Raw genomic sequence first — 5,311 nt, 5'->3', positions numbered from 1 at the left:
AGATGACAGGATATTTGTTTCTAATTCTTTATAATCTACCAAACCAGTAGTTCTATTTGCTTGACTCATATCAAACCTCCATTTTTTATATCAATTTATTACTTTTTTTTCGGTTTGACACACTTTTTTGAACGTTCCCCTATTACAAGTTTATATGCTCTGTCCTTGAATATTTTGTTGTTCAGTGGCAACACTTTCCAAATTTGTAGAGATAGTAGCAAACGTCCTTCTCGCTAAAGCCGTTGACAATGCAGCACCAATTCCAGCTCCAGTTGCAGCTATAAAACCAGGGCCTAATAATTCCATATTTGTTTCAGTGCTGCTGCTAGTTATATTGTTAATTAACATCATCGCGCCTGCTCCTAAAGCTGCTACTAACCCAATCCTTGACGGTTTACTTGTTGCATCAAGAGAATATTGTACTACTTCTCTAAGCTCTGAATTCCTGTTTTTTAACGCTACTGCTATTGATGCTGGTAACATGACCATTATTGGCATGGATAATAGTCCTCCAAGTGTTGTACCAATAATTTCACTCACTTTTGATTTTCCAAGATTAACTCCTAAGGCTGTTATACCTAATACTCCAATTGAGGTGATAATCCTTACATTTCTCTCTTCCATTTCTCTCACATGCGCGCCTCATATTGTATTGTAGCTTCTGCTAACGCTAACCCAATACTATTTGGTTGCTGTGGAATCTGATTTACTCGCCCTAACTCTTGTGAAGTTTTCCCTCCAATACTTTTGACGGCATCTTCTAAGTCTAATAACGATCTGTTATTTAACCTTACGTTATCTTGACTATCACACAGGATAATGCAGTCTAAAATTGTCATTCTCAGATTGTTCATTTCTATATCATCATTAATATGATCTTTTAATATACCTATAATCTCTAATGCTCGCTCCTTCATATCTCTTTCTTCTTCTGCACTAGCTGGTGCAAGTATGAGAAAAATTATTCCAAGCAACTCTTGTTGTAAGTTTTTTTAATCCATAATAATTATCATTAATATTGAGTTAAATAATATAGTACTATAGTTACTTAATCAAGTTAATTATTAAGATATTAAAGTATAAGATACCAAAGAGTAATATCCTTAGCCGTAAAATACAAAAATAACTGACGGGTTCTTTATAATTAGAAATATTAAGGAATTTACTAAATAAAAAAGGTAAAATAAGCCCTAATTGTTATCTACTTTTCAGAGTCAGCTATTTAGCTAACTCTGAAGAGTAGGAAAGAGCTATATGCTCTGTCCTTGAATATTTGTTTGTTCAATAGTAGTACTTTCCAAATTTTGTAAAGATTCAAATTCTTCTTGCATATCCAGTATGTCTTCTATTACTTGCTGATCTTCATCTCTTTCTTCTAATTGAAATGCTGCTGCTTCTTGAGGTGCTTCTAGCAGTTTTTTTAATATTTCTGTGCGCAGTTTCTCTGTTATTGATTTCCACTGTAGCATTACTAGCATTTCATTGTGCAGCACTGACATTTTCTGTAGTGTTTTCACTTTTTCTGACAGTCCTTTATTTTCTTTTTGCAATGCTTCTATTTTTCTTTGCTGATACTGATTATCTGAATTTGTCATTGGTAATCCATGCATAACCTACTCCAAGTTAAAATTTAGATATTATTAATTAAGTGATACAGTTTCTTTAGTCAATCAATATATTATAACATTAGGATTAACAACTAAAAGAATAGAATGAAATATCAGGCAATATCCTCTATAATTAAACTTTTAAGATGGAAAAATGACAATTCGTGTAGGAATTAATGGTCTTGGTAGAATAGGCAGAAATGTATTGCGTGCTATTTTTGAAGTAGAAAACTATAGCGAGCAAATAGAAGTTGTGGCGGTAAATGGGTCGCTCAGTGCTGAGCAGCATGCACATTTGATTAAATATGACTCTGTTCATGGCAAATTTAACGGCGATATTGATTTTAACGAGTCTGAAAATTGGCTATCTATAAATAGCAGGAAATTTTCTTTATATAGAGAACGTAGCCCTGAAAATATTCCTTGGAATGTTGATGTAGTACTTGAATGCACTGGTGCATTCAACAAGCGTGCGGAAGCAGCAAAGCATAATGCAGAGAGAGTAATTGTCTCTGCTCCAGTTTCAGATGCTGACGTAACTGTAGTTTACGGCGTAAATAACGGTATGCTAAAAAAGGAGCATAAAGTGATCTCAGCAGGTTCTTGTACTACAAACTGTCTGGCTCCGATTGTACACATTTTACACTCCAATTTAGGTATAAAAAGCGGTTTTATGACCACTATACATGCCTATACGAATGATCAAAATATTCTTGATGGCAACCATAGAGACTTACGCAGGGCAAGAGCTTGTGGCCTTTCTATGGTGCCAACTACAACTGGAGCAGCAAAAACAATTGGTTCTGTTATTCCTGAGTTAAAGGGTAAGCTAGATGGTACTGCTATTAGAGTTCCGGTTAGCAACGTTTCTATGGTTGATTTTAAATTTTTAGCTGATAAGAGAGCAACAACTAAGGAAATAAACGAAATATTTAAGAATTCAGCAAATCATGTGCTTTCCGTATGTAACGAGCCTTTAGTTTCAATAGACTTTGTCCATAACCCTTATAGTGCAATTGTGGATTTAGCTGGTACATATGTCACAGGTGATATCTGTAGAGTTGCAGCGTGGTATGACAATGAATGGGCTTTTTCACTGAGAATGTTAGATATAGCTTTATTGTAAAGTATGAACAAAAACTCACAAAAATATGCTTCATTTTATGAGCACTTTGCGGAACTTAGAAAAAGGGTTATTTTTTGCTTTCTATTTTTTTGTGTTACCTTCGGGTTTTGTTACTACTTTAAAGAAAATATATACCGCTTTTTACTTGCACCTTTAATAGAAGTTACAAAAGATAGTGATGATTTTTCTCTAATCTATACAGACTTAACAGAAGCGTTTTTTGTATATCTCAGGGTTGCAATAATGAGTGCACTGTTGTTTTCTTTTCCTGTGTTTGCATGGCAATTCTATATGTTTCTAGCACCTGGCTTATATAAAAGAGAAAGGGCAGTGTTATTGCCATACTTAATTGCAACACCGGTTTTGTTTGTAACGGGAGCCGCTGTAGTTTACTACTATATATTTCCCTTAGCCTGGAAATTTTTTATTGCTTTTGAACATAGCGGTAAATCTTTCGGTATACCAATAGAGTTTATGCCATCAGTTAGTGAATATTTAGACCTTGTTCTTCAATTCGCGTTCGCTTTTGGTACTGCATTTCAAATTCCAGTCATACTAACCTTAATGGTGAGAGTAGGGCTAATCACTGCACAAAGTTTGTCAAATAAACGGAGAATTGCGATAGTGGTAATTTTCATTATTGCTGCAATCTTAACTCCACCTGATGTACTAAGCCAAGTAGGGCTTGCAATTCCAATGTTGGTATTATATGAGCTGTCTATTCTGATATGTAGATATATTGAGAAGAAAGCAAAGGATTAGCTGTTGAAAAAAATGAACACTTGAGTGCTTTTTCTTGTTTGAGTGTTTTTGGCACCACAGCATTTTATTAATTTATTGACTTGTTTGCTTAAATATATAATAATTAAAGTATATTATTATTTTTAATAGGAGAGTTTGATATGCCAAAGTATGAAGAGTTAAATGAAACACAACAAAGATTATATGATCAGTTACAGACTGCGATGAAAGAAGGTGAGAATATTATTGATCTTCTTTTAAGATCTTCAAAAATTGATCTTCCAAGATTGTCAAAAGAGGATTTGCTGGAAATTCTTACTACTGTGAGATGTATAGAGTTCGAGGATGGTGAAGAACATACTCTAACACCGCTTGCCTACGCTATAAATCTTAAGAACTCGTTAAAGATTCAGAGATATATTAGAGATATTCTAAGTGTAGCTAAAGAGGAAGGTATATTAGAAGAAGTTCTTACTACTGCGAATATAAAGATCAAGCTTTCAAATTGTCAAGAATATACTTCAACACCACTTGTCCATGCTATGATTCTTGATAATCAGATAGGCATTAATACTATTCTAGGTATAGCCAAAAAAGATAAAGAGTTATTAGAAAAAGTTCTTACTACTGAGAATATAAAGATCAGGCTTTCAGATGATCAAGAACATACTCTAACACCGCTTAGCTGTGCTATAAATCTTACTAATCAGGAAGTTAGTCAGAAAAGTATTAAAGCTATTATAGATGTAGCTCAAGATAATGATATGTTAGAAAAAGTTTTCGCTAGTATAAAAAAAGATCATCTTAACAAAACCAAGAATATTTTAGAAATACTAAAAAATCAAGAGCAAGATGAAGAGCAAAAAGCTAAAATTGATGGTTGGCTAAAAATACTTGCAAAGAGTATATCTAGTTGTGAAAGTAAAGATAATGTTGGCAAAATTAAATTGCAACAGGAAACTAGCAATATATTGCACAATCAAGGGCAAAGTGACCAAAAAGACACAGTAAAAACTACTAATAAACCAATAATCATTGGTAATGTTTGTGGTGTTATAGCTGCATTGGCAGTTGGGTTAGGATTGTATTTTGGTGCTGCATTACCGGTATTGCCTATAATTGGTATAGCTGTAGCTGCTGCTGTATTAGCTGGACTTGTTGCTGGTGGTATTACATACGTAATGTCAAATTCTAGTAAGAATCTAGATAGAGCTAATGTAGAGCAAGGAGTTAGTATAGGGTCAAGTGTAACAGCGTAGTTAAGTGAAAGGAAGAAGTCTATTCTTCCTTTTCTCAAAGTTTTTTTTGTTGATCATATATTCACAGCATTAAGTTCTATAGGTTGCTGCGTAAAAGATTAGGAAGTAGTTTTGTTAGTGTTGAAAATTATAGCTCTTTTCCTAATAGTGTGAACATGATGGAATAGGTAAAGTAGCGAGGAGATATAAATGCCAGCAGCATATAGTTATGATTTAAGGAAAAAAGCATTGGATGTAGGGGAAAGTAGAGCATTTGTAGCCAAGAGGTTTAAAGTTAACATTCTATGAATGGCAAAAAGGTGCAAGAAAATAGGCGATTTTAAATCAAAATGTAGATCCAATAGAGCGTGATTGATATCTTGCTAGTAATAGTGTAACAGCTTTTATTAAGATATTTTTTGCCATATGGCAGCAATAACAAAGTTAGAAAATTGATGGCGGGAACGTTCAAAAAAGTGTGTCAAACCGCATTTTCAATTCAACTCAATTTTTAACCTACCAGGAAAAAAGATATCAAGTTGAGACATAGTTAAAGCCCAATTAGGCAAAGCAGTAATCCACTTTTGCTCTACCTTTTT

The 5,311-nt window shown here is 33.7% G+C and carries 6 protein-coding genes and 1 pseudogene; 4 read left to right on the top strand and 3 right to left on the bottom strand.

Annotated elements, in window-relative coordinates:
• Positions 1–150: 150 nt before the first annotated feature.
• The 3 genes from JR312_RS05915 to JR312_RS05905 form a co-directional block, all read right to left on the bottom strand.
• Positions 151–624: a hypothetical protein gene (locus JR312_RS05915; RefSeq protein WP_416647949.1), complete on the bottom strand. Its 474-nt coding sequence runs from the start codon at positions 622–624 to the stop codon at positions 151–153.
• A 5-nt stretch (positions 625–629) separates the two neighbouring features.
• A complete protein-coding gene (locus tag JR312_RS05910) occupies positions 630–974 on the bottom strand; it encodes a hypothetical protein (protein ID WP_416647948.1) in 345 nt (114 codons plus the stop codon).
• A 276-nt stretch (positions 975–1,250) separates the two neighbouring features.
• A complete protein-coding gene (locus tag JR312_RS05905) occupies positions 1,251–1,610 on the bottom strand; it encodes a hypothetical protein (protein WP_264331158.1) in 360 nt (119 codons plus the stop codon).
• A 151-nt stretch (positions 1,611–1,761) separates the two neighbouring features.
• Between JR312_RS05905 and gap the strand changes: the two genes are divergently transcribed.
• The 4 genes and pseudogenes from gap to JR312_RS05885 form a co-directional block, all read left to right on the top strand.
• Positions 1,762–2,733 carry a type I glyceraldehyde-3-phosphate dehydrogenase gene (gene gap / locus JR312_RS05900; protein ID WP_264331157.1) on the top strand — a complete coding sequence of 324 codons (972 nt, stop codon included), beginning with the start codon at positions 1,762–1,764 and terminating at the stop codon, positions 2,731–2,733.
• A 3-nt stretch (positions 2,734–2,736) separates the two neighbouring features.
• Positions 2,737–3,495: a twin-arginine translocase subunit TatC gene (gene tatC, locus JR312_RS05895; RefSeq protein WP_416647947.1), complete on the top strand. Its 759-nt coding sequence runs from the start codon at positions 2,737–2,739 to the stop codon at positions 3,493–3,495.
• 140 nt (positions 3,496–3,635) lie between these two features.
• Entirely contained in the window at positions 3,636–4,733 is a 1,098-nt protein-coding gene (locus JR312_RS05890; protein ID WP_416647946.1) for a WD_0033/WD_0034 family tandem repeat-containing protein, read from the top strand.
• A gap of 189 nt (positions 4,734–4,922) precedes the next feature.
• Positions 4,923–5,075, top strand: a pseudogene (locus JR312_RS05885) (IS630-like element ISWpi11 family transposase); the annotation flags it as partial.
• Positions 5,076–5,311: the final 236 nt, after the last annotated feature.

This window comes from Wolbachia endosymbiont of Nasonia giraulti, assembly GCF_048054155.1.
Lineage (GTDB): Bacteria > Pseudomonadota > Alphaproteobacteria > Rickettsiales > Anaplasmataceae > Wolbachia > Wolbachia pipientis_C.
Note: the sequence above shows the minus strand (reverse complement) of the source record. Positions and strands in the feature narration are given on the sequence as shown.

Excerpts from the sequence above, each read along its gene's own strand:
- JR312_RS05905 (WP_264331158.1), bottom strand. The coding sequence starts at position 1,610 with ATGCATGGATTACCAATGACAAATTCAGATAATCAGTATCAGCAAAGA.
- tatC (WP_416647947.1), top strand. The coding sequence starts at position 2,737 with ATGAACAAAAACTCACAAAAATATGCTTCATTTTATGAGCACTTTGCG.
- JR312_RS05915 (WP_416647949.1), bottom strand. The coding sequence starts at position 624 with ATGGAAGAGAGAAATGTAAGGATTATCACCTCAATTGGAGTATTAGGT.
- gap (WP_264331157.1), top strand. The coding sequence starts at position 1,762 with ATGACAATTCGTGTAGGAATTAATGGTCTTGGTAGAATAGGCAGAAAT.
- JR312_RS05890 (WP_416647946.1), top strand. The coding sequence starts at position 3,636 with ATGCCAAAGTATGAAGAGTTAAATGAAACACAACAAAGATTATATGAT.